The organism is Achromobacter deleyi, from assembly GCF_013116765.2.
GTDB lineage: Bacteria > Pseudomonadota > Gammaproteobacteria > Burkholderiales > Burkholderiaceae_B > Achromobacter > Achromobacter deleyi_A.
In genome coordinates, this window is record NZ_CP074375.1 from 2,757,491 (window position 1) to 2,779,063 (window position 21,573).

Annotated in this window: 19 protein-coding genes and 1 pseudogene; 6 read left to right on the forward strand and 14 right to left on the reverse strand. The window is 65.2% G+C overall.

Annotated features, from left to right (window positions below):
* Positions 1-4 precede the first annotated feature (4 nt).
* The 3 genes from HLG70_RS12320 to HLG70_RS12330 are packed head-to-tail and all read right to left on the reverse strand — an operon-like array spanning position 5 to position 3,367.
* The gene (locus HLG70_RS12320; RefSeq protein ID WP_171664109.1) at positions 5-844 is read right to left on the reverse strand and encodes a M48 family metallopeptidase; all 840 of its coding nucleotides are present in this window, start codon (positions 842-844) and stop codon (positions 5-7) included.
* Between the two features lie 36 nt (positions 845-880).
* Positions 881-1,948 carry a chorismate synthase gene (gene aroC, locus HLG70_RS12325; RefSeq protein WP_171664108.1) on the reverse strand — a complete coding sequence of 356 codons (1,068 nt, stop codon included), beginning with the start codon at positions 1,946-1,948 and terminating at the stop codon, positions 881-883.
* 36 nt (positions 1,949-1,984) lie between these two features.
* Positions 1,985-3,367, reverse strand: coding sequence for a putative bifunctional diguanylate cyclase/phosphodiesterase (locus HLG70_RS12330; protein WP_171664107.1), 1,383 nt, complete (start codon positions 3,365-3,367; stop codon positions 1,985-1,987).
* Between the two features lie 532 nt (positions 3,368-3,899).
* Between HLG70_RS12330 and HLG70_RS12335 the strand changes: the two genes are divergently transcribed.
* A complete protein-coding gene (locus HLG70_RS12335; protein ID WP_171664106.1) occupies positions 3,900-5,870 on the forward strand; it encodes a bifunctional diguanylate cyclase/phosphodiesterase in 1,971 nt (656 codons plus the stop codon).
* A gap of 89 nt (positions 5,871-5,959) precedes the next feature.
* Complete coding sequence (locus tag HLG70_RS12340) at positions 5,960-7,399, forward strand: sensor histidine kinase (RefSeq protein WP_171664105.1); 1,440 nt, start codon at positions 5,960-5,962, stop codon at positions 7,397-7,399.
* A gap of 42 nt (positions 7,400-7,441) precedes the next feature.
* On the opposite strand, the gene HLG70_RS12345 is transcribed toward HLG70_RS12340, so the two are convergent.
* The 3 genes from HLG70_RS12345 to HLG70_RS12355 all read right to left on the reverse strand — a co-directional run bounded on the left by HLG70_RS12345 (position 7,442) and on the right by HLG70_RS12355 (position 10,231).
* Positions 7,442-8,161, reverse strand: a complete 720-nt coding sequence (locus HLG70_RS12345) for a response regulator transcription factor (RefSeq protein WP_043518814.1) — start codon at positions 8,159-8,161, stop codon at positions 7,442-7,444.
* A 214-nt stretch (positions 8,162-8,375) separates the two neighbouring features.
* On the reverse strand, positions 8,376-9,863 hold the full coding sequence (locus HLG70_RS12350; protein ID WP_171664104.1) for a protein adenylyltransferase SelO: 1,488 nt from the start codon (positions 9,861-9,863) through the stop codon (positions 8,376-8,378).
* Positions 9,860-10,231, reverse strand: coding sequence for a DUF2069 domain-containing protein (locus HLG70_RS12355; RefSeq protein ID WP_171664103.1), 372 nt, complete (start codon positions 10,229-10,231; stop codon positions 9,860-9,862). Before HLG70_RS12355 ends, HLG70_RS12350 begins: the two co-directional genes overlap by 4 nt.
* A gap of 17 nt (positions 10,232-10,248) precedes the next feature.
* On the opposite strand from HLG70_RS12355, the gene HLG70_RS12360 reads away from it, so the two are divergent.
* Complete coding sequence (locus HLG70_RS12360; protein WP_171664102.1) at positions 10,249-11,562, forward strand: YihY family inner membrane protein; 1,314 nt, start codon at positions 10,249-10,251, stop codon at positions 11,560-11,562.
* Between the two features lie 36 nt (positions 11,563-11,598).
* Positions 11,599-12,057, forward strand: a complete 459-nt coding sequence (locus HLG70_RS12365; RefSeq protein WP_171664101.1) for a CBS domain-containing protein — start codon at positions 11,599-11,601, stop codon at positions 12,055-12,057.
* 31 nt (positions 12,058-12,088) lie between these two features.
* Here the strand turns inward: HLG70_RS12365 and dusA are convergent, their stop codons facing one another.
* The gene (gene dusA / locus HLG70_RS12370; RefSeq protein WP_171664100.1) at positions 12,089-13,105 is read right to left on the reverse strand and encodes a tRNA dihydrouridine(20/20a) synthase DusA; all 1,017 of its coding nucleotides are present in this window, start codon (positions 13,103-13,105) and stop codon (positions 12,089-12,091) included.
* Between the two features lie 183 nt (positions 13,106-13,288).
* On the opposite strand from dusA, the gene HLG70_RS12375 reads away from it, so the two are divergent.
* Positions 13,289-14,257: a homoserine kinase gene (locus HLG70_RS12375; protein ID WP_171664099.1), complete on the forward strand. Its 969-nt coding sequence runs from the start codon at positions 13,289-13,291 to the stop codon at positions 14,255-14,257.
* 63 nt (positions 14,258-14,320) lie between these two features.
* Entirely contained in the window at positions 14,321-15,124 is an 804-nt protein-coding gene (locus HLG70_RS29555) for a BPSS1780 family membrane protein (protein ID WP_234103078.1), read from the forward strand.
* 6 nt (positions 15,125-15,130) lie between these two features.
* Here HLG70_RS29555 and HLG70_RS29760 read toward each other — a convergent pair.
* The 7 genes and pseudogenes from HLG70_RS29760 to HLG70_RS12410 all read right to left on the reverse strand — a co-directional run.
* Positions 15,131-15,364, reverse strand: a pseudogene (locus tag HLG70_RS29760) (DUF192 domain-containing protein); the annotation flags it as partial.
* Positions 15,361-16,233 carry a type II secretion system F family protein gene (locus tag HLG70_RS12385; protein WP_171664097.1) on the reverse strand — a complete coding sequence of 291 codons (873 nt, stop codon included), beginning with the start codon at positions 16,231-16,233 and terminating at the stop codon, positions 15,361-15,363. The gene HLG70_RS12385 and the pseudogene HLG70_RS29760, both read right to left, overlap by 4 nt.
* Before the next feature lie 12 nt (positions 16,234-16,245).
* Entirely contained in the window at positions 16,246-17,091 is an 846-nt protein-coding gene (locus tag HLG70_RS12390) for a type II secretion system F family protein (RefSeq protein WP_171664096.1), read from the reverse strand.
* Positions 17,088-18,779, reverse strand: coding sequence for an ATPase, T2SS/T4P/T4SS family (locus HLG70_RS12395; protein ID WP_171664095.1), 1,692 nt, complete (start codon positions 18,777-18,779; stop codon positions 17,088-17,090). The genes HLG70_RS12390 and HLG70_RS12395 overlap by 4 nt, the downstream gene beginning before the upstream one ends.
* Before the next feature lie 4 nt (positions 18,780-18,783).
* A complete protein-coding gene (locus tag HLG70_RS12400) occupies positions 18,784-20,142 on the reverse strand; it encodes a type II and III secretion system protein family protein (protein WP_171664094.1) in 1,359 nt (452 codons plus the stop codon).
* Positions 20,139-20,945: a Flp pilus assembly protein CpaB gene (gene cpaB / locus HLG70_RS12405; protein ID WP_171664093.1), complete on the reverse strand. Its 807-nt coding sequence runs from the start codon at positions 20,943-20,945 to the stop codon at positions 20,139-20,141. The genes HLG70_RS12400 and cpaB overlap by 4 nt, the downstream gene beginning before the upstream one ends.
* A complete protein-coding gene (locus HLG70_RS12410) occupies positions 20,942-21,565 on the reverse strand; it encodes a hypothetical protein (RefSeq protein ID WP_234103079.1) in 624 nt (207 codons plus the stop codon). Before HLG70_RS12410 ends, cpaB begins: the two co-directional genes overlap by 4 nt.
* Positions 21,566-21,573 lie beyond the last annotated feature (8 nt).

Below are 21,573 nucleotides of genomic sequence, written 5' to 3' on the forward strand. Positions count from 1 at the left end.
CTGTTCAACGGGCGGCTTTGCCTTTGGATTGCTCGTACAAGGGCATCACCTTCTGCGCCGCGGCTTGCAGGTCGCTGATGCGCGAGGCTGCCGAAGGATGGGTCGAGAGAATCTCGGGCGGCGCATTGCCCTGATCGGCCGATCCCATCTTCTGCCACAAGGTCACGGCGGCGCGCGGGTCATAACCCGCCCTTGCCGCCAGCTCCACCCCCATCCGGTCAGCCTCCGTCTCGTGCGTACGGCTGTTGGGAAGGGTGAACATGACGCTGGTGAATTGCTCGCCCAGGTCAGATGCCGCGGATGACCCCGTGGCGATGGCCAGGACCGACAAGCCCAGATTGGTTGCCATCTGCTGAGACACCCGTTCGCGTGCGTGCTCCCGCAGCGCATGGGCGATCTCGTGGCCCAGCACCGCAGCCAGTTCATCGTCGGAGGGCTTGATCTTTGCGATCAGCCCCGTATAGACGGCGATCTTGCCGCCAGGCATGCACCAGGCGTTGATCTCGTCGCTGGACAGCACATGCACTTCCCATTTCCAGTTGGCCGCGTCGGGACGGAACACGCCCGCCTGCTCGATCAGGCGTTGGGAAATGGTGCGCACGCGCGACAACTGCTGGGCATCCCGGTCCGCCAAGCCTTTGGACTGGGCCTGTTTCAGGATGTCGGCGTACTGCTGGGTCGCCTCCTGCTCCAATGCCTGCGAAGGCACCATGCTGGACATATATTGGGTACGGTTGACGCCAACGGCGCCAGACTGCGTGGTATTCATGCCCGTGCAACCCGCCAGGACAACCAGCGAGAGCACGGCTCCGGCATTACGCAGAAAGTGGGGTTTCCGGTTCATGTCGGCCTCCAAGCCATTTCAACAGCAAGAAGCGTATCAGACTGGCGCGCCGCACTGCCCGCGATGACGCAGGGCGTGGTCGATCAGCACGAGCGCGAGCATGGCTTCGGCGATAGGGGTCGCCCGGATTCCTACGCAAGGATCATGGCGGCCCAGCGTCTGCACGACGACCGGCTCATTGGCGCGATTGACCGAACGGCGCTCGACTCGGATGCTGGATGTGGGTTTGATCGCCAGCGACACGGTGATCGGCTGGCCGGTGGAGATCCCGCCCAGCACTCCGCCCGCATGATTGGTCAGGAACCCGTCGGGCGTGATCTCGTCGCCATGCTCCGCGCCGCGTTGCGCGATGCAGTCGAAACCCGCCCCGATGGACACGCCCTTGACCGCGTTCAGGCCCATCATCACATGCGCGATGTCGGCATCCAGGCGGTCGTATATGGGCTCGCCCCAGCCCGCGGGCAGGTTCTCGGCCACGACTTCGATGCGCGCCCCCACGGAGTCCCCGTCGCGGCGCAACTGGTCCATATAGGCCTCCAGTTCCGGGACGACCTCGGCGTTGGGCGCGTAGAACGGGTTGTTGGGCACTTCGTCCCAGGAGACGAAAGGAATCGCGACAGGGCCCAACTGGCTCATGTACCCGCGCACCCTGACGCCGTATTGCTCGGACAGCCATTTCTTGGCGATCGCACCGGCCGCCACGGTGGGTGCCGTCAAGCGCGCCGACGAGCGTCCGCCGCCGCGCGGGTCGCGCACGCCGAACTTGCGCCAATAGGCGTAGTCGGCATGCCCGGGCCGGAAGGTGTCGGCAATATTGGAGTAATCCTTGCTGCGCGCATCCGTATTGCGGATCAGGAGACCGATAGGCGTGCCGGTGGTGACCCCTTCATAGACGCCCGACAGGATCTCTACCTGGTCGGCTTCCTGGCGTTGCGTGACATGGCGGGAGGTGCCAGGACGGCGGCGGTCCAGTTCAAGCTGGATGTCGGATGCGTCCAGCGCCAATCCGGGTGGACAGCCATCCACGACGCAACCGATGGCCGGCCCGTGGGATTCGCCGAAATTAGTGACGGTAAAGAGGGTACCTAGGGTATTGCCGGGCATAGGAAGTCAACAGGTCGGGTTTGCAAGCAACCCCGATTATGACACCGCCGAAGCCAAAGCCTGGATTTCAGACGCGGGCGCCGGCCGGCCGAGGAGGAAACCCTGCATCACGCGGCATCCCAGGGACTTGAGGATTTCGCGCTGGCCCTCGGTCTCGACGCCCTCGGCCACCACGGGCAAATGCATTGCCTGGCAAAGGCCGAACAGCGCGGACACGACCTCGCGGCTGCCCGCATCCGATTCCAGAGCAGAGATGAAACTGCGGTCGATCTTGACCCAGTCGATGGGCAGGTGACGCAGGTGATTCAGGCTGGAATAGCCGCAACCGAAGTCGTCCAGCGCCACCCCGATCCCTTTCTCGCGCAGCGTATTCAGGATCTTCACATGCCGCTCGTAGTGCAGGATGAAGATGGATTCGGTGATCTCCAGCACCAGCTTGCGCGGAGCCAGGCGGGTCGTGGCCAGCACATCGGACACCAGCTGCACCAGGCCGTCCTCGTTCATCTGCTTGACCGACAGATTCACATGCACCCGCCAGGCGGATGGCCAGAGCACCGCTTGCGAACACGCGCGTTCCAGGATCCAGGCGCCCAGCGGCACGATCAGGCCGCTGCGCTCGGCCAATTCTATGGTCACTGCGGGGGACACGCTGCCCAGCACGGGGTGATGCCAGCGCAGCAGCGCCTCGCATCCCTGCACCACGCCGGTGCCGCTATCGCAGACCGGCTGGTAATACAGTTCAAACTGGTCCATCGCTGGCGTGGTCAGCGCCAGCCTCAAGTCGTTCTCCAGCCCCTGCTGGTCCCGCTGGCGCGCAAGCAGCCGGAAATCGAACAGATTCCAGCCCGGGCCGCCACGCTCCTTGAGGGGAATCAGGGCCACCTGCACGCAGCGTTGCAATTCCTCCACGCTGCGGCCGTGCTCGGGATACAGCGCAGCGCCGACGCGGAAAACGGCAATAAGGGGACGCCCCCCTAATTCGTAGGGTGCGCTCAGGTCTTCCAGCAGCTTGGCCGACACCTGCGCCGCGCCCTGTTCGTCCACTTCGGGCACACAGACGGTGAACGCGTCGGTGCCGGTCCGCGCCACTATGCCACCCAAGGTCCGGGTGATGAGGCGGAGCCGGTCCGCCACCAACACCAGCAACGCCTGGTCTTCGCCCGCCCGCAGCATCGCGCTGATCTGGGCGTAGTGTTCAAAGCTGACCAGAAAGAAGGCGCCCTGGCGTGCGGTACCCTGGGGCTTGTTCAGCCACGCGCGCGCGCGCCGACGCAGCTCCTGCTGGCTGAGGAGGCCAGTCAGTTCATCGCGCGTCAGGCGGCGGCGCAATGCGCGTTCCCTGCGGACGAAGAACAGACTTATCGCTGCTAGTGCGCCCGCGAGCGCCAGGCACAGTGCGAGCAGGTAACTCTCACGCACGGAGCCCCCTATCTATAAGCCCCTGACGTTGCGGCCCGCGAGGGGGCCCAAGGGCCGTAACATTCTTTAAATTATGCATTGTTTTCGCAAAAAAACGCCACATTTCAGAGGCAACGCACCCCTTATTCCTGAGTTCCTTCGGATCTGTAGTTGCTCGCAGCGGGTCATGACGGGTCCTGGATTGGCGGTCGCTGGCCGGTCCTGTTCGCCATGCCTTGCCCTTACTACGACAGCCGAACCCCAAAAATTAATACGCAGTGTCTCAATAGTTCTCAAGCGAACAATTATCACGGACGAAATAATTGCACAGGTTGTCTGAAGTCGAAGCGGATTTCGTAATATTCTGTGCGTTCTGTGACATGCCGAATTACAGTGTAAGCGTCGCCTTCGAAGTATTGGTAACGTGTGTCACGTTTCTTATCCAGGTTTTTTTCTGTCAGACGCCTTCGCCGCCTGATGCCCCCCTTTAACCGGCAGCCGAGCGCTCAATGACGCAGGCAACCGTGCAGCCCAGGAAGGGACCCTCAAGTACATGCCAACACTACGCCGGCTACTTCTATGCTCCGCCCTTCTGATCGGCTTCATCCTGCTCGGCGCCCAGGCGCTGGGGATGCTGGCGGCGCACCGCTACCTGAACGCGCAACTGGCGCAGCAAAGTGAAGCGGGCGTCAATGCGCTGGCGTGGGCCCTGTCCCATGGCGCAGTCAGCACGGACGAACAAGCCGAGCTCGCGGACGAACTGTTCGGACAAGGCTTGTATGCCCTGGTGCGCATTACCAACGACGGGAATGCGGCCAGCATCGAACGGCGCGTGCGTACGGACGGCGCCGGAAGGGAACGCAACTGGCGCAACGCGTGGCTCAACATGGAAGCCCCGGCGGTATCCCGGCCCTTCGCCACGGCAGACGGCCGGGCAAAAGGCACCATAACGGTGCAAGCGGACGCGCGGCTGGCGCGCGACACGCTGTGGCAAGGCGGCATGAGGGTGCTGGGCCTGGTATTGGCCGCCGCCGTCTTCTGGGCACTTTTCGCCGTCAACCTCGTCCGCTGGATAGAAGCGCGCACCTCGCGCGACATCTGCGAGCGCGTACGCGCCCTGGCCCCAGGCGACGATACGCAATTGACCGGATCGTGCGAACTGGCGGGAGTGGATCAGGCTCTGGTCGATGCGCAACGCCGGGTGGCCGCCACCGTACAGGAACAGAACGCCCGGATAGAGTCCCTGCAGAGCGAGATCTACCGGGACCCCATCACCCGCTTGTCCAACCGCAAGCATTTCATCGACCAATTCAGGCAGGCGCTGACGGACAAGACCGCCGACGCGGGGGGGCACCTGCTGATGATCCGCCAGCGCGACCTGGCGCAGATCAACCGGCATCTGTCGCGCGCTTTCACCGACCAGTGGCTGCGTTCCTCGTCCGAGCGGCTGCGCAAGCTGGTCGCGGAATTCGGCGGGCCCACCGCGCAGCTTGCCCGCATCAGCGGATCTGACTTCGCGCTGCTTCTCCCGCGCACCTCCGCGCCGCAGGCCAGCCTGCTGGCCGAGCGCGTGCGGCGCGAACTGCGTTCGCTGCGGGTGCCGATGGACAAGTACGGCTGGTGCCGCTGGGCGTTGGCCATGGCGGCCTTCGCGCCGGGCGACAACATGAGCGACACGCTGGCGCGGCTGGATCACGCGCTGATGTGCGCCGAAAGCGCCGACGACGATCAGATCACGCCGGCCAGCCAAGCGGCCGACAGTACCCGCATCGGCGAATACAGCTGGCACGATGCCCTGGTCACGGCCCTGGAGCAGCATCGGTTCTCGCTGTCGGCACAGCCCCTGCACGACGTGTCCGGCACGCTGCTGCATCATGAAGCCAGCCTGACTCTCCACGACATCTCCGGCACGGATCCGGTGCCCGCCTCCATCTTCATGCCGCCCGCCGTGCGCCTGGGCTTGTCGGCCGAATGCGACATCCAGGCAATCCGCCTGGGGCTGGACTGGCTGTTCACCCATGACGGCGCACTGACGGTGCCGGTCTCTCTGGCTTCGCTCGCGCAGGGTTCATTTCTGTCCAGGCTCGAGCGCATGCTGGCCGACCGCCCTGCCCTGACGCTGCGCCTGATCATCGAGGTCGACGCTGCGGGACTGGTGGAACAAGGGGCCGACCTGCGCCAGCTCTGCGACATCGTTACCGGCGCGGGCGCCCGGGTTGGCATATCGCGGCTGTCGCAGCAATTCGGCGCCATGGAACACCTGCATGAGTTTCCCGTGTCGTACCTGACGCTCTGCGGCAGCTTCATCGCCGGCCTGCTGCACAGCCCGGGAAGCCAGCACCTGACCGCCACCGTGGTCGCCACCGCCATGACGCTGGACATGGCTGTCTATGCCGCGGATGTACCCGACACCGCCACGCAATTCGTGCTGGAAGAAATAGGCGTGCGGGCAATACGCGGGGCTGTCGTAAACTTTGCCCACGCGCACGATCTCGCGCATGACCACCAATGGGTTCCGAGTTGACGGAAGGATTGTTTCTTCGCACCCTCTGGCATTTCCGCCACCGCCGCGCCGGCCGTGCAGGCGCCCCCCGGCAAGACCTCTGGTCGCGAATGGGGCTGCTGCTGTGCGCACTGCTCTGGCCGGGTTATGCCATGGCCTACGGCCTGAATGGCGACTACGAGAACCTCCAATCCGGCCTGACCGCGGGTGTCGCGATCGCTTGCGGCCTGGCATGCGGCGCAGCTTGGGCTCATACCCGGGACGCGGTATATGCCGCGGGCCTGGCCTTCATGCTCATCGAAGGCCTGTTCCGCTCACTGCCCACGCTGATGCCGCCGGCCGCTCTGCTGGCGGGGTCTTACGCGGCCCTGCTGGCGTTGACCGCCCCGCTCCTGCAAGGGTCGCGCACCGCCGCCAGGCTTGCGGCGGCGTGCCGCTGGAGCAGCATCACGCTGGCAGGCATCGCGGCCTTGGCGCTGATCTTCGTGTACGAGACCGAGAACGGCATGCTGCCCGCCGCCATCGCAGGCATCTGCGCCATCATCAGCCTGCCGCTGGCCGCATGGTTTCTGGCGCAGGCAAGGCAGGCGTCCGGGCGCGCGTCATCCGTGGCGCTGGCGATCGCCTACGGCATGTCCGCCTGGATTCTGTGGCGCGACGCATGGGGCGCCGATGGCACCGATACCGCCGGCACGGTTGCCGAATTGCTGCGATTGATGCTGGTATCGGGCGCTCTGCTCTGGATGGCGCTGGGCGCGTCCGCGCGCGCGCCCGCCGCTTCGAACCGCAATGCCGTTGACCATACAGACGCCGAACATCTCGCTCAGGGAGAACTGCGGTTGGCGGAACTTGCGGGCGCGCTGGACACGCAGCGCCAGATGAACGCGCTGATCTCGCACGAACTGCGCGCGCCGCTTGCCACCATCAGCGCGGCAGCACAGTCGTTGGACATGATTCTTTCCGACAGTGGGGAAACCGTCGATAACCGTCTTGCGCGCATCCATCGATCGGTCGCCCGCATGACTGAATTGATGGACCAGCTGCTGAATCAGGACCGGCTGGACGAACAGGCGTGGAGTCCTCGCGGCGAACAAACCGACATGGCCGAACTCGCGCGCGATGTCGTGACCGCCATGCAGCCAGACACCGCTCATGCGCTGGAGTTGGAAGCCCTGGCCCCCTTGCCCGTCTATTGCGACCGCCCCCTGACCAGCGTGGTGGTGCGCAACCTGATCCACAACGCCATCAAGTATTCGCCGGCCAACGAGCCGGTCAGGATTGAAACCGGTCACACCCGCGTCGAGGACATTCCGATGACCTGGCTGGCCGTCATAGATCGCGGCCCGGGCATAGGCGAAGAAGAACAGGCGCGAATCTTCGAGCCGCATTTCCGGCGCTCGGCGCATCGGGAAACCCAAGGCATGGGTATCGGCCTGTACCTGGCCCGGCGCATCTGCCAGAACCAGGGCGGTTCGCTGACCATGCAAAGCAAGGTGCGCGTCGGTACGCGCTTTGTCGTCACCCTGCCCGCCACCGGCCCGGCGGCCTGATTGGCTGCAGATGGGCCGGCTGGGCAACGGGTGTGGCCGGGCTCAGGCCGCGAACACGTAACCCTGGCCACGCACTGACAGTACCGGCAACTTGAGGCCGGCGCTTTGCGCCTTGGCGCGCAACCGGCTCACCAGCACATCGATACGCCGCAGTTCAAAACCACCCGGGCTGTCGGGCAGGAACAGTTCCGCCAAGGCCTGGCGGCTGACCGCGCTGCCGGCCGCATCCATCAAAGCCACCAGGAATGTCCGCTCCTGCGCGCTGAGGTGCAGGGACGCGCCATCAGGCGCCACCAGGATCCAGCCGCCGTCCTGCAAGGACCAGTTGGTGTCCGCCGAGGCGCGCGTCTCCGCGTCAGCTGGCCTTGGCGCCTTGGCCAGCCGCATCCGGCGGGCCAGGCTGCGAATGACCGAACTGAGTTCAAGAAGATCCACGGGCTTGGTCATATAGACATCAGCGCCGCCTTCCAGCCCGCGAACGCGGTCTTCCAGAGCACTGCGGCCCGTCAGCATCACGATGCCCACCGGGCTCAAGGCACGCAGCCGGGTCGCGACGGAAAAGCCGTCTTCACCGGGAAGATGGGCGTCCAAGATGACGATGTCGCACGGCTGCTCCTGCAATCGGCGATAAAACGCCACAGCATTGTCACAGGCAAACGCCACTCGGAAACCATAGCCGCCCAGGCCTAACGCCAACTCCTCCCGGAAGTCGGCGTCATCCTCAAGCAGGCCGATACATAGCAAACCATCTGCGCCAGGCATATTCAGAGTGCTTTATATTGAAATTGTCGACAAATAGCCCTGGAGACCACATCGTATTCAAAGGGCCCCGCAGCCGGCAATCTTACGACTTTTACAATGGAAACGAATGATTGCAGTGAAAAAAACCGCGATATTTCACATTTTTGCGGGTTTTTTTTCATAAACCGACCTGAACCGCCGATTATCCATCCGGCAGGCCTGCGGTAAATCTCTATCAAGATGAACAACTGACTTCGATTCCGCCCGCCCAATCCGGCGGCAATCCCGAATAGCGCTCATAGCCTTCCTGGGCCACATAAGGATTCCGGAGCAGCTTCATCAGCGTATCGATTTCGCTGGCGTCCCCTGCCTTGGCCGCCCGGATCGCGTCCTCCGCCAAGTGGTTGCGCAGCACGTAAAGCGGATTGACGCCATTCATGGCCGCAACCACTTCCAGCACGGGCCGCCCATCCTGCGCATGGCGGGCCAGAAGCCTGTCCAGCCAGACGCCCGCGGCCGGCCGGTCGATGAACAGGTCCTCGAACGCGCTGCGGTCTCCCTGCAGCGCATCGGCCAGCCGCCGCCACGTCAGGGTGAAATCGGCCTGGTTGGCGTCCATCAGCTTGAGGAGGTCGTCCAGCAACCCTTCGTCCTCGGGCCGCCAGGCCGCCAGGCCCAGTTTGGCGCCCATCTTGTCATGGAAGGCCCGCGTGAAGACGCCCTCGAATTCGTCCAGCACGGCCCGCAGGCCTTCGACATCCTGCACCAGCATGTGCAGGCTGCCGCCCAGCCGATAAAGATTCCAAAGCGCCACCGAAGGCTGGCGATTCCACGAATAGCGCCCTTCGGAATCCGAATGGTTGCAGACATGCCCCAGCCGGAAACCATCCATGAATCCGTAAGGACCATAATCCAGCGTCAGCCCCAGTATGGACATATTGTCCGTATTCATGACGCCATGGCAAAACCCCACCGCCTGCCAATCCGCCATCAACCGCGCCGTGCGCCGGGTTACCGCCCGCAGAAGATTTATATATGGCGCATTTTCATTCTGCGATTCGCCGGCGGGCGCCTCACGGCATTCCGGGTAGTAGCGGTCAATCACATAATCCGCCAGCGTCTTGAGCATGTCGGGCTGGCGCCGCGACGACCAGTGCTCAAACGAGCCGAAACGCACGAAACTGGGCGACATGCGGGTCACGATGGCGGCCGTCTCGACCGTTTCCCGCATGACGGGGTCGTCGGACACCACCAGCGCCAGCGCCCGCGTCGTCGGCACGCCCAGTCCGTGCATGGCCTCGCTGGCCAGGTATTCGCGCACGGACGAGCGCAACACGGCCCGGCCGTCGCCCATGCGGGAGTACGGCGTCATGCCCGAGCCCTTGAGCTGCAGCTCCCAACCGCCCCGAGATCCTTGGACCTCCCCGAGCAGGTGGGCGCGCCCGTCGCCAAGCTGGCCCGCCCAGACACCGAACTGGTGACCGCTATAGACGGCGGCCAGGGTATCCCCGCCGGGCAGCGGCTGGGCGCCCGAGAACACGCCCAGGAATTCAGGCGTGGACAAGGCGGACGGATCCAGGCCGATCAGGGCCGCGGCATCCGCATTGGCATGCAACAGGCGCGGGTTGTTCAGCCCCTGAGGCGCCAGGCGGGTGTAGAACGCCGCAGGCAGGGCGGCAAACGAATTGACGGCCTGCAGTTCAGCCAGGGATTGGGCATTCATGCGCGTTGACTCCTGGCGGCGCGCTTGGCGGGCCGCACATAGAAAATGGCACTGAGGAAAAAGGTGGCCGACAACAGGATCTCGCCCCACGCCATCAGCACGGACAAGGGCGCCGGATCGGACATTGCGCGCACCACTCCCTCCATCAGATACAACAGCGACAGCATGGCCGCCCATTGGTAAGTGTAGATATTGCCACGCACAATGCCGCGTAGCGGAAACGCCAGCGGCAAGGCCTTCAGCAGCATCCAGGAACCTCCCGGCCGCACGGGCGCCACCACGGTTTCCCAGGCGACGCAAAGCACGATCAGGGCAAACAATGAAACCGAGGCCAGCAGGCGCAAGCGGGGGTTGAGTTCAGGATTCATACTGCTATTATCGCCTGATGAATCGCCCCGCCGAGCCCTCCGCCGCTACGCCGGCGGCCACCGAGCCATCGACCTCGCGCTCTTCATGGGTGGCGCGGGCCGGGCGCGTCTTTCGTTTTGTCGCTCAACGCGCCAACGAAGAAAAACTGCTTCAGGTCGCGTCCAGCCTTACCTTCACGACTGTCCTGGCGATCGTTCCCATGCTGGCCGTCGTGCTGTCGTTATTCACGGCCTTTCCCGTATTCCAGGAATTTCGGGTCGCACTCGAGGACTTCCTGACCAACAGCCTGATGCCGCCGTCCGTCTCGGACAACATCATGGAATACCTGAACCAGTTCGCGCGCCAGGCATCGCGCCTGACCGCTATCGGCGGCGCATTCCTGCTGGTTACCTCGCTGCTGCTGATCATGACGATAGACCAGGCATTCAACGACATCTGGCGCGTCTCGCGCCAGCGGCCCTTGCCGCAGCGGGCGCTGGTTTACTGGGCCATCATCACGCTGGGCCCGGTTCTGGCCGGCGCCAGCCTCTGGGCGACCTCGTTCGTCGCCCGCGAGTCCCTGGGTTTGGTCCAGGACGTGCCGGAGGTAATCAGCGTCGCCGTTTCCTTCATTCCGCTGGTCCTGACCGGCCTGGGTTTCGCGGCGCTGTTCGTCGTCGTCCCGAACCGCGACGTACTGTGGCGCGATGCGCTGGTCGGCGGCGGCGTCACCGCCATCGTGCTGGAAATCATGAAGTCGGGATTTGCGTACTACCTGACGCGGTTTCCCACGTACACGGTCATTTACGGCGCCTTTGCGACCCTGCCCATTTTCCTGCTCTGGATCTACCTGTCCTGGCTGGCGGTGCTGCTGGGCGCCACTCTTGCCTCCAGCGCGCCTCTGATCAGGCTGGGTCGCTGGGAGATCAACCGCTACCCCGGCGCGCCCTTCGTGGACGCCCTGGACGCCCTGCGCGCCTTGCGCAAGGCGCAGGCCACCAAGCCGGCCGGCCTGCCGGCAAACGTGCTGGCCTCGCAATTGCGGCTGCATCAGGACGAACTGAATGAGGTGCTGGAATCGCTGAGCGCCATGGGTTTGGCAACCCGCAGCCCCGAAGACAACTGGATGCTTACCTGCGATGCCAGGGAAACGTCGATGGCGCCCGTGGTGGACCGTTTCCTGCTGGACCGCAGCCAGCCCCGGGTGCGCAATGACCCGGAGATATTGCGAGTCGCCTCGTCCGTGATTTCCCAGCAAAATACGCCGACGCTGGAAGAACTCTGCGGAGAAGCGCAAAATACCGAAAATGGAATCGCTCCAATATTGCAATTGGAAGCGAAAAAGAAATAGCAGAGCATTCGGGCGTAGTCCGCCCAGGAGAAACCGATGTTGAAGGTCAGCGAGATTTTGCGCGTCAAGGGCGATACGCTCTATACGGCGTCGCCGGACATGCCTGTGTCCCAGGCAGTGCAAACCATGAGCGAGCAGGACATAGGCTCGCTCGTGATCATGGAATTCGGCACCCTGACCGGCATGCTCACGTTCCGCGAGATCATCCGCCACATGCATTCGCATGGCGGAGCCGGCGAAACAACCATCCGCTCGATCATGGACGATGCTCCGGTCAGCGTGTCCCCCAACACCAGCGCCGACGAAGTGCAGCGCCTCATGCTGGAAAAGCACGCGCGCTACATCCCTGTCATGGACGGCCCGACGCTGATGGGCGTAATTTCCTTCTACGACATGGCCCAGGCCATCGTCGCGGCCCAACAGTTCGAAAACAACATGTTGAAGGCCTACATCCGGGACTGGCCCACGGAAAGCGCCGAACCCGCCAAATCCTGAGCCTGCCCGCTCGCGGCGGCCTGCCGCGAGGTCACACCCCTACCGGCGCCGCTTCAAACGCGGCGCCGCGCACATCCGGCGCATGCCGCTGGCTGCGCCAGGCGTCGTAGATCAGTTCGGGATTGTTCGCGGCCAGCAAGGCCGGATCCGACAGCATGCGCCGCCAGCGGCGCGCGCCCGACTGGCCGTTCACCAGCCCCAGCATCGGACGCGTCATCACGCGCAGCGGCACCCCCTTGGCGACCTGCCGCGCGGCGTACTCGGTCATGGCGTCCACCACCTGCGCGTCGCTGGGCAGGCGCACGGACGGCCACAGCTGCAAGGACACCTCGGACAGCACGCGCGGCGTATGCCAGGCAGCGCGGCCCAGCATCACGCCATCAAAGCTTTCCGCGGCGCGCACGGACTGGCCAGCATCCGCCAGGCCGCCGTTGAGCACAAAGGTGCAATCCGGAAAATCTCGTTTGAGCTGGGCGACCACGTCGTAGCGCAGCGGAGGAATCTCGCGGTTGTCCTTGGGGGACAAGCCCTTGAGCACCGCATTGCGGGCATGCGCGATGAACACCCGGCAGCCCGTGTCATAAATCTTGCCTACGAAATCGCGGACGAAATCGTAGGATTCTTCGTAATCCAGGCCCAGACGGTGCTTCACCGTGACCGGAATGTCCACGGCGTCCTGCATGGCTTTCATGCAATCCGCCACCAAGGCCGGCTCCGCCATCAGGCAGGCGCCAAACGCGCCCTTTTGCACCCGCTCCGACGGACAACCGCAATTGAGGTTGATTTCGTCATAGCCCCATTGCCGGCCCAGCCTGGCGGATTGGGCCAAGGCTTCCGGCTCGCTGCCGCCAAGCTGCAACGCCACGGGGTGCTCGGTTTCGTCAAAGTCCAGGTGACGCGCCACATTGCCGTGCAGCAGCGCGCCCGTGGTGATCATTTCCGTGTACAGGCGTGCGCGCGGGGCCAGCAGCCGGTGAAAATAGCGGCAGTGGCGGTCGGTAACGTCAATCATCGGGGCGACGCATAGCCGCCAATCGGGGGAGTCCAAGAATCACTCTACAAAACAAGGGGATGCGGTATTTTACGGTGCTTGGCGGCATTATGTCCGGGAGCCCGATTCGTCCGCCCTCCGAACGGCCACCGACCCTGCCCGCCATGTGGTCTAAAATTGCGCCGCCGCCGCCGTACAGGCATGTCCGAGCGTCCGTTAACCCCTCACTCCCGAACATCAATGGCCGTATTCACTCCCGTATCCGACGACGACGCGCGCGCCCTGCTGGCGCATTTCGACCTGGGCGAGTTCATCTCGCTTCGAGGAATTACGGCGGGTATCGAGAACACCAACTATTTCTTGCATACGACCCGGGGCGAATATGTCCTGACGCTGTTCGAGGTGCTGACTCACGCCCAACTGCCCTTCTACATTGAGCTGATGTACCACCTGGCCGAGCGCGGCATCCCGGTGCCCCAGCCCCAGAACCTGCGCGACGGCACCCGCCTGACCACCCTGCATGACAAGCCCTGCGCCATTGTTTCGCGCCTGCCCGGCGGCTACGAACCCGCCCCGGGCGCAGCCCATTGCGCCCTGGCCGGCGCCACGCTGGCCCGCGCCCACCTGGCCGCGCAAGACTTCCCGATCCGCCAGCCCAACCTGCGCGGACTGGCTTGGTGGCTGGAAACGGCCCCCAAGGTCATGCCATTCCTGGATCCGGCCCAAGCCCGGCTGCTTGCTTCGGAACTGGCTGCGCAGCAAGCCGCCATCGCCACGCCCGCCTGGCAGGCTCTGCAGACGGGCCCGGCCCACTGCGACCTGTTCCGCGACAATGTCCTGTTTGCCGGGACCTTCGAGGATCCGCTCATGGGCGGCATCATCGACTTCTACTTCGCGGGCTGCGACACCTGGCTGTTTGATGTGGCGGTCAGCGTCAATGACTGGTGCATAGAACGGGACACCGGCGAATTCATCCCAGAACTGGTTCAATCCTGGCTGAGCGCCTACGCCAAGGTGCGTCCCTTCACCGACGCCGAGCGCGAAGTCTGGCCGCTCATGCTGCGCGCGGCCGCCCTGCGGTTCTGGGTTTCCCGCCTGTACGACTTTTTCCTGCCCCGGCCGGCCCAAACCCTCAAGCCGCACGATCCCCGCCACTTCGAAAGAGTGTTGCAAGCGCGCCACCGCCCGAATCTGCCAATATTGCCGTAACCGTTACGCCCCCCATAATGGGAACAGCGCGTCCCTTTTGAGAGATCTCCCCTTTAGAGAGCCATGCAAGCAGCATTTCTACCCGCGACGTCCGGCTGGCTTTGGGTCCGAGACGGTTTCCGTCTGTTCCGCAAGCAACCCGTGGCCATGTTCATGTGGGCCATGGCCATCAGCCTTCTGGTCATTTTCGCTACCGCAACCCCGCCGGTAGGCCCGATCCTGGTCGTGGCCCTGATGCCCATCATCACCCTGATGACGCTATCGGCCTGCAAGCATGTGGAGGCCGACCGCATCATGCTGCCATCCATGTGGGCCAAGCCCCTCAAGCAGCCTGGCGTGTTCCGAAAGCTGTTCCTGATGGGCCTGCTCTATGCGGCGCTCTGCATGGTCACTGGCCTGGTCATCTTCCTGCCGTTCACTGACGCGATGGTCGAGGGCATGCGCATCGCGTCCGTCGAGAAAAGCATGGAGCCCATCCTGTCAGCCATGGCCGTGCCGCTGACCCTGTTCGCGGTCCTCTACATGGTGATTGCCGCGTTGTTCTGGCACGCGCCGGTCCTGGTGGCCTGGCACGGACTGCGGCTGATGCAGGCCCTGTTCTTCTCCGGCGTCGCCTGCTGGCGCAACAAGCTGCCCTTTCTGGTCTATGGCGCCTGCTGGATCCTGGTGTTTCTGTTCATTGACCTCTGCGCCGGGCTGCTGGTCGCCGTCGGCTTGTCGCCCCAGCTCGCGGGAACGCTGCAGATTCCGTTCAACATCGCGGCGGGCGGCATACTGTATTGCAGCTTCTATCCGGCCTACACCTCCGTGTTCGGCATCAATAACGCCAGCGCGCATCTCGACGACGGCAACAGCGCCCAGGCATAGCGCCACGCGGCAGGGCCCGAGCGCCCTGCGCAGGCCCACCACACGCCCGTCCCGCGCAACAAACGCCACATCGATGGCGTAGCGCATGCCAAAGGTATGCACCGCGGCGCAGGGAGTCAGCAGGATGCCCGATCTGGGCCCGGGCGGGCCGCGGCCCAGCAAGCCACGCATCCGGCCGCGCCAGTTCCCGACTCTCAGCAAGCGAATACGGCCAGCCGGCAAAGGCGCGGGCCGACTCATTGCACACTCTGCAGCAGCTGAACCGCAATCGGAAACGCCAGCACGATGAACGTGCAGGGAAAGATGCAGCCGATCAAGGGCAGCAGCATCTTCACGGGCGCCTGCATCGCCAATTGTTCGGCGCGCATGTGACGGTCGCTACGGCACTGTGCGGCCTGCGCGCGCAAGACCGGCCCCAGGCTGGCGCCCAGGGCCTCCGCCTGCGCCAGGGCTGCCGCCCAGTTGCGTGCAAGCGGACTGTTGCTGCGTTCGGCCAGGGCCTTGATGGCCGCGACTCGTGATACTCCCGCCCGCATCTCGGCCAGGGCATCCGCCAGCGCATCCCGCAATACGCCGCGCGGTCCGCTCTGAGCCGCGAGTTGCAGGGCTCCCTGCACGCTCAAGCCTGCCTCCACGCACAGCGTCATCATGTCGAACACGAACGGCAGATCCCGTTCGATGTCGCGGCGCCGCTTGACGCCCAGGCTCCTGAGCCACAGGCCCGGGGCAACTCCGGCCGCCAGGGCCGCCGCCACCGTCCAGGGGGCCCAGGCCAGGGATCCCGCCGGGAACGTCGCGATGGCCGCCGCCGCCGCCAGCCCGCCGGCGGCCATCGCCGCGCTCCCGCACAACGCCGCAAGGTGGGCATAGCCCACCCCGGCGGGCAAAGCGGCTTGTTCGATCGCCCGGGTCAGCCGGATGCGCCAGCGCCACGAGCACAGAGGCCCCGCCAGCGGCGCCACCGCCGCAATCCACGGCCAAGCCGCCCGCCACCACCATGGCATGGCGGCGGAAGCCTCCTGATCCTCCCATAGCAACGGTCTCAAGATGATCCATGCAAGCCATGCGGCCCCAGCCGCTGTGGTCAACATGCCCAGATACAGCCACATAGCGACCTCCGGTCAGATATCGATGCGCATGATGCGCCGGATCATCAACACCCCTGCGGTTTCCAGCACTGCCACGATCGCCAGCACGCCCCACCCCATCGGGGTGTGCCACAGCAATCCCATGATTTCCGGCTCCAGCCTGTCCAGCACCGCCAGCAGCAGCAATGGCAATGCGCCGACGATCCAGGCCTGCAGCCGCCCCTGCGACGTCAATGCCAGCAGCTTGGCTTGCAGTTGCAGCCTGGCCCGCAAGGTCTGGGCGATGCTCTCGAGCGCCTCCGCCAGGTTGCCGCCGGTCTGCGCCGCGATGCGCATCGCGGCCACGACGAGCGACGTCGAGTCGGCCTGCATCCTGCCATGCAGGTTGTCGAGCGCGGCATCCCACGGGACGCCCAAGCGCTGCTCGCGCAGCATCAGGCCAAACTCCTGGGCCAGCGGCGCGCCGCTTTGGTCAACGACATGACGCAGCCCGGTGGTCAATGCGACTCCCGCCCGCAGCGAAGACGCCAGCATCAGCAAGGCCATGGGTAGTTGCTCTTCAAAACGCCGTGCGCGCCGCCGCCGCAGCCCATCCACCATCATTCGGGGCCCGCGCGACGCGACGGCCGCCGTCAGGGCGGCAATCAAGCCGCTGCCCGTCGCCGAAAACGCCAGTATTGCCGCCACTGCGGCACAGCCCATGGCGCCCGCCCACAACTGCGCCGGGTCGATGAACAAGAACACTTCGCTCAGCCGCAAACCCGCTTCCTGGGTATAGACCTCCCGATAGCGTCGAAGCGCGGGTGCGAACCAGTTCTGAACACGCCAGACCAGCAGAACCGCGCAAATCATGGCGGCCCCAGCCGCGAGCCAGATCATGGCAAACCTTGAGGAAAGGCCGTGGTCTCTGGTCCGCGGCCCCCCGCATCCGAGAACCAGGCGGCCTCGAAGGCCGCCCCCGCCTCCGACCAGTCCCGCGCAAAGCTGGGCAGGCCGCCACACCCCAGGAATCCCTGGGTCCGGTCATATCGGAACAGATCCTGCAATTGGATGCGGCCGCTTTCCATGCCGGCGACCTCAACGACCGACGTCACCAGGCGCCGCCCGTCCGCCAACCTGGCCTGCTGCACAACGATGTCCACGCTGGCGGCGATATGCTCGCGCACGGCGGGCAGCGGCAGATCCAGGCCCGCCATCAGTATCATCGCCTCCAGGCGCGCCAGGGCATCGCGAGGCGAATTGGCGTGCAATGTCGTGAGGGAACCTTCATGGCCGGTATTCATGGCCGTCAGCATGTCGAACGCTTCTGCCCCCCGGCACTCGCCCACGACGATCCGGTCCGGCCGCATGCGCAGGGCATTGCGCACCAGCTCGCGGATATCAATACGTCCCCTGCCCTCCTGGTTTGCCGGACGGGCCTCCAGCGCCACCAGGTGGTCGTGATTCAGCCGCAGCTCCGCCGCATCCTCGATCGTGACGACACGCTCTCCGTCCGGAATCTCATTGGACAGAATGTTCAACAGCGTCGTCTTGCCAGACCCGGTTCCGCCCGAGACCACCAAGTTCTTGCGCATTCTTACGCACAGCGCCAGAAATTGCGCCATTGCGCCGCTCAGGGCTCCCAGCGCGATCAGGTCGGGCATCTGTGGACGCCGCTGCGGGAACTTGCGTATGGTCAGGCTGGCGCCCTTCATCGCCACGGGCGGGATGATGGCATGCACCCGCGATCCATCGGGCAGGCGCGCATCCACCATAGGCGAGCTTTCGTCTATACGCCGGCCTAGCGGCGTCACGATGCGTTCTATCACCCAGCGCACGGATTGCTCGCTGGTGAACGCCGCCTGATGGCGCCACAGGCGTCCCCCTCGTTCGACGTAGATCTCGTCGTAGCGGTTGACCATGATTTCGGTGATGTCCGCCGCCGCCAGCAAGGGTTCCAGCGGCCCCAGGCCGACCGCCTCATCCAGCACCTCCCGGCACAGGGCCGCCCTGTCCGCCTCCGCGGGCAGTTCCGCATCCGCGGCCACAATGTGCGTCAGCAAGCGCTCGGCTTCGGCGCGAAGCATGCCATCGGTCATGCCTGCCACATCGCGTCGGCGCAGATCCAACGCATTCAGCAAGGCGGCGTGCAGGCGGCGGCGATCATGCAGTCGATGCTGCGGCGGCGCCGGCAGCGGAACGGGCGGCGGCAAGGTTGCGGCTTCGGCATCCGGCAATTCCGCCATACTGGGCTCCGACCGGGCCGTCGCGCCGGTGCCTGCCTGCAAGGCGGCTTGCGGGTCCGCCAACGAGACCCGCAGGCGGCACGGTCCGATCAGGATTTCGTCATCGGGCAGCACCGGCGAGTGGCGCACGACCCTCACGCCGTTGACCAGCGTGCCGGCGAGCGTGCCCAGATCTTCAAGAACAATCGCGGCGTCTTCGCGCAGCAAACGGGCGTGCTGGCGCCCAACCCGCCAAGTCACGATGCGCAAGCCGCAATGCGCCCCCCGCCCGATCAGCACCGGCGCCGGGACGTCCATATTGCGTGTGGCCGCATCTTCGAAGGTCATTTCTATCTTGAGCATCCGATCACTCCCGCGTGGACGGGCTGGGACCCTCCGACGGGGCGCCCCACTGGGACCCCGCACCCGAATAGGGATCCCAGCCGCCAGCGTCGGCGTGCACCGCCGTGCCCAACTGCGGGGACTCGGGAAAGGCGGCCTCCAGCGTTTCACGCCCGCGTCGCACGCGGTCCGCCATGGCGGGTTCACCTTGGGACACGATCTTCGGCGTTACGAAAATTGCCAGTTCGGTTTCGCGCCGCTGATAGCGTCGCGAGGAGAACAGTGCGCCCAAGATGGGAATGTCCTGCAGCAAGGGCAGGCCGTTGACTTCGCTGCCTTGCTCGCGCGACAGGAATCCGCCGATGACCAGCGTGTTTCCGGAACGCACGTTGAATTCCGTAGACGCGCGGCGTGTACGCAATGCGGGCCCCCCAGGCAGGCTCAAGGAGGTATCGACCGAACTGGCTTCCACCTCGATCAAGGACCGGATGACCCCGTTGCGGTCGATCCGGGGCGTGATGTTCAGTGAAACGCCATAAGGCTTGAACAGGGTCGTGGGATTGCCACGAGCGTCGGTGGAGACATAGGGCACTTCCCCGCCGGCCAGGAAGGTTGCGCTGGCGCCGCTGCGTGCAAGCAACTGCGGCTGTGCCAGCATGACGGCTTCACCCGTCTGGGCCAGCGCCGCGATACGGGCCGACAGCAAGGCATTGACGCCAAAATAGCCCGCGGCCGGCGAGGCCGGGCCTGCCGTCTCGATTATCTGCTCCCCGGGCCGGGTCATGCGGCCCCGGGATCCGGCATCCCAAGCCAGGCCGGCATTGGCCCCGCCTTGTGTCATCCCATCCCAGCGCACGCCGAACTCCCTCAGCCTCGAGGTGGGAATCTCGACCACCTGAACATCCAGCAGCACCATGCGATCCCAGCCCACCTGTCCCGTGAAATCCAGCACGTCGGGATAACGGTCCGCCAAGGCAGCGATGCGGGAACGATCGTCGTCGGACAGGTCATCGCCTTCAATCAGAATGCGCCCGCCCACGTTGGTGCTGCGAGCCCCCGGAATGCGTGAGAGCAAGCTCTGCACTTCGCCGCGCAAGCGCGGCGTACCCGCGGGGACAACCCGCAACTCGTAGGCGGTAACCCGGTCGCGGCCAGCCCAGACATGTACAGACGACACGCCCTCCGCTCGCGCAAAGACCACGACCTCGCGCCCTTCCGCCGCCACCGCGCTCAACACCTGGCTGTTGCCGATGGCCACCCGCCTGACACCCGGATGCGGCAGGATCCGAGTTTCACCGACCTGCAATTCCAGCGCTTCGGTCGCGGACCATGCCGGCATGGAGGCCAGGCACAAGGAGAGCAGGACGCCAAGGAGCCGGATCATGGCAACTCCGAGTCAATGCCAGTCCGCGCGTCCAGGCGGTCGCCATAGAGAATGGCCACGCCTGGCACGGGCTTGGGGTCGGAGTCCAGTCCGATGAGCGAGGCCAGATCGGTCTGCGAGGGCATGCTGACCGCTGCCGCGTCATCGCGATGGCGCAACATGGCGGTCAGGGCGCCGGCTTGCCGCGCCGCGATGAAGCGCATCGCTTCGTCGGGAGTAGCCGCCAAAGTGATATTGCCGGGGCCATCGGCGCCGCTGCCCACCGTCAACACGCGCATGCCTTGCAATACCGGTACGGTGAGGTCCCGCTGGCGGTGGGAGAAGGTCACGTAGATATCAATTGCATCGCCCGCGCGCAGCATGTCCGCCAGGCCACCCAGATCCGCCCCCGCCACGGTAAGCGCCCGCTGGCCGGCCCGCAGGCGGGACGCCAACGCGGGAACGGGCGCGTTGAAAGTGAGATATCCCCGCAGCAATGGCTCGCCATGCGCCACGTCCGCGATGAGCGTGGCGCCGAGCAGGCTGCCAAGCTCGAGCGGATCCAGGCTGGCGCTGGGCGCCCAGGGTTGCGGAATCTCGCGCACGGCCACATGCATCTCTTCCAGCAGCGTGCCGGCAGGCAGGTCATAGGCCGCCACAAGGCGGCTGACCACGGGCGTGCGAGCCTCGGCCTCAAGCGCCTGGACCCGTTGTTGGACGTGTTCCCGCACCGCCCAGGCGGAGACCAGGCCAGCCAGCAAGGCCAGCGCATACACGCCTGCGCGGCGCAGGCGCGCGGCGCCATGGGTGATCCAGGCCTTCATGGCGCCCACCCGTTGACGCGTAGTCCGCTGCCCGCCCCCAGGGGAACCAGCAACAGCATCATGCGTTCGCGTTCGCGCGTCCACCATTGCACGACACCCTCTTCAAGTCCGCGGGCCCATCCATGTCGCCTCAGGCCCGCCTCCAGCAGCGGCGCCATTTCCGCAGGAGGCAGCGCATGCTGCCAGATGCGCTCCGACACCTTCACGCCGTCTTCCATCACGGCCACATCCAACCTGACCCGCGCACCCTCCGGCAACCAGGCCGGCTGCGGGTTTGCGGGGACCCCCCGGGCGCTGACCGACGAAATGCTGCCCACCGTGCGCCTGGCGCCCGCGCCGTTCATCTGCGCCACCCAATGATCGTCGCCAACGCGGCCCGACAAGATGAGTTGCCCGGGCAGCACATGCAAGTCTGCCAAGGCAGGCTGCTGGCGGGACAGCGCAAGCACAAGGTCCCGCGGACTCTGGGGCACGTCAAACACCAGTACTTGAGCTGGCAAGCCATGCAGCCACATGCGATCCGCCAACAGTTCGTGCGTGGACCCTGCGGGAAAGCGCAAGTGCCCCAGGGTTATGGCGCTGGCGGATGCGCTTGCGCCCGCGGCCGTGGCGATCAGCACGCCAACTA

What these genes read in the sequence shown, in the direction of transcription:
- HLG70_RS12390 (WP_171664096.1), bottom strand. Translation starts at nt 17,091, where the DNA reads ATGATCTGGCTCGCGGCTGGGGCCGCCATGATTTGCGCGGTTCTGCTG.
- HLG70_RS12355 (WP_171664103.1), bottom strand. Translation starts at nt 10,231, where the DNA reads ATGAATCCTGAACTCAACCCCCGCTTGCGCCTGCTGGCCTCGGTTTCA.
- aroC (WP_171664108.1), bottom strand. Translation starts at nt 1,948, where the DNA reads ATGCCCGGCAATACCCTAGGTACCCTCTTTACCGTCACTAATTTCGGC.
- HLG70_RS12375 (WP_171664099.1), top strand. Translation starts at nt 13,289, where the DNA reads ATGGCCGTATTCACTCCCGTATCCGACGACGACGCGCGCGCCCTGCTG.
- HLG70_RS12395 (WP_171664095.1), bottom strand. Translation starts at nt 18,779, where the DNA reads ATGCTCAAGATAGAAATGACCTTCGAAGATGCGGCCACACGCAATATG.
- HLG70_RS12350 (WP_171664104.1), bottom strand. Translation starts at nt 9,863, where the DNA reads ATGAATGCCCAATCCCTGGCTGAACTGCAGGCCGTCAATTCGTTTGCC.
- HLG70_RS12385 (WP_171664097.1), bottom strand. Translation starts at nt 16,233, where the DNA reads ATGTGGCTGTATCTGGGCATGTTGACCACAGCGGCTGGGGCCGCATGG.
- HLG70_RS12365 (WP_171664101.1), top strand. Translation starts at nt 11,599, where the DNA reads ATGTTGAAGGTCAGCGAGATTTTGCGCGTCAAGGGCGATACGCTCTAT.
- cpaB (WP_171664093.1), bottom strand. Translation starts at nt 20,945, where the DNA reads ATGAAGGCCTGGATCACCCATGGCGCCGCGCGCCTGCGCCGCGCAGGC.
- HLG70_RS12360 (WP_171664102.1), top strand. Translation starts at nt 10,249, where the DNA reads ATGAATCGCCCCGCCGAGCCCTCCGCCGCTACGCCGGCGGCCACCGAG.
- HLG70_RS12335 (WP_171664106.1), top strand. Translation starts at nt 3,900, where the DNA reads ATGCCAACACTACGCCGGCTACTTCTATGCTCCGCCCTTCTGATCGGC.
- HLG70_RS29555 (WP_234103078.1), top strand. Translation starts at nt 14,321, where the DNA reads ATGCAAGCAGCATTTCTACCCGCGACGTCCGGCTGGCTTTGGGTCCGA.
- HLG70_RS12400 (WP_171664094.1), bottom strand. Translation starts at nt 20,142, where the DNA reads ATGATCCGGCTCCTTGGCGTCCTGCTCTCCTTGTGCCTGGCCTCCATG.
- HLG70_RS12320 (WP_171664109.1), bottom strand. Translation starts at nt 844, where the DNA reads ATGAACCGGAAACCCCACTTTCTGCGTAATGCCGGAGCCGTGCTCTCG.
- HLG70_RS12340 (WP_171664105.1), top strand. Translation starts at nt 5,960, where the DNA reads ATGGGGCTGCTGCTGTGCGCACTGCTCTGGCCGGGTTATGCCATGGCC.
- HLG70_RS12345 (WP_043518814.1), bottom strand. Translation starts at nt 8,161, where the DNA reads ATGCCTGGCGCAGATGGTTTGCTATGTATCGGCCTGCTTGAGGATGAC.